At 67.5% G+C, this 1,019-nt stretch carries 1 protein-coding gene; it reads left to right on the top strand.

The features are described 5' to 3' along the window. The coding region (gene der, locus EAW56_RS12460) for a ribosome biogenesis GTPase Der (RefSeq protein ID WP_122086866.1) at positions 1-1,019 on the top strand (1,019 nt) is incomplete at both ends.

Genomic DNA, 1,019 nt, shown 5'->3' with positions numbered 1-1,019 from the left:
CACCCGGGTGTGACTCGTGACCGCGTGAGCTACCTGGCCGACTGGGGCGGGCGCCGCTTCTGGGTGCAAGACACCGGCGGCTGGGACCCGAACGCCCGCGGCATCCACGGCGCGATCGCCCGCCAGGCGGAGGCCGCGATGGAAACGGCCGATGTGATCGTCATGGTGGTGGACGCGCAGACCGCCATCACGGAGACGGATTCCGTGATGGCGCGCAACCTGCAGCGCTCTCCGGTCCCGGTGATCCTGGTGGCGAACAAGTTTGAATCAGAATCCCAGTGGGGCGACGCCGCCGAGTTCTACGGGCTCGGCCTGGGCGACCTGTGGCCCGTCTCCGCGCTGCACGGCCGCGGAGGCGCCGACGTGTTGGACGAGATTCTGCGCCTCTTCCCGGACGAGCCGCGTGCGAAGTCCTCCATCACGGACGGTCCACGCCGAGTCGCGCTGGTGGGCCGCCCGAACGTGGGCAAGTCCAGCTTGCTGAACAAGCTGTCCAAGTCGCACCGCTCGGTGGTGGACAACGTCGCTGGCACCACGGTGGACCCGGTGGATGAGATGATCCAGCTGGACGAGCACCTGTGGAAGTTCATCGACACCGCTGGCCTGCGCAAGAAGGTGAAGAACGCGCAGGGGCACGAGTACTACGCCAGCCTGCGCACCCGCGGCACGATCGACGCGGCGGAGGTCTGCGTGGTGCTCATCGACGCCTCCGAGGAGATCTCCGAGCAGGACCAGCGCGTCATCTCCATGGTGCTGGAGGCCGGCAAGGCGATGGTCATCTGCTTTAACAAGTGGGACCTCATGGACGAGGACCGCCGCTACTACTTTGACCGCGAGTTCGACGAGATGATGGGGCACCTCCCGTGGGTGACCAAGCTCAACATCTCCGCGGACACCGGCCGTGGCCTGCACCGCCTCGAGCCGGCGATGGCGCAGGCGCTGGAGAACTGGGACAAGCGCGTCTCCACCGGCCAGCTGAACAACTGGCTGCGCGAGGCGATCGCGGCGAACCCGCCGCC

Origin of the sequence: Corynebacterium gottingense (assembly GCF_003693265.1) — a bacterium.
Classification (GTDB): domain Bacteria; phylum Actinomycetota; class Actinomycetes; order Mycobacteriales; family Mycobacteriaceae; genus Corynebacterium; species Corynebacterium gottingense.
The sequence above is the reverse complement of the archived record's forward strand: the minus strand, read 5'-3'. Positions and strand labels throughout refer to the sequence as shown.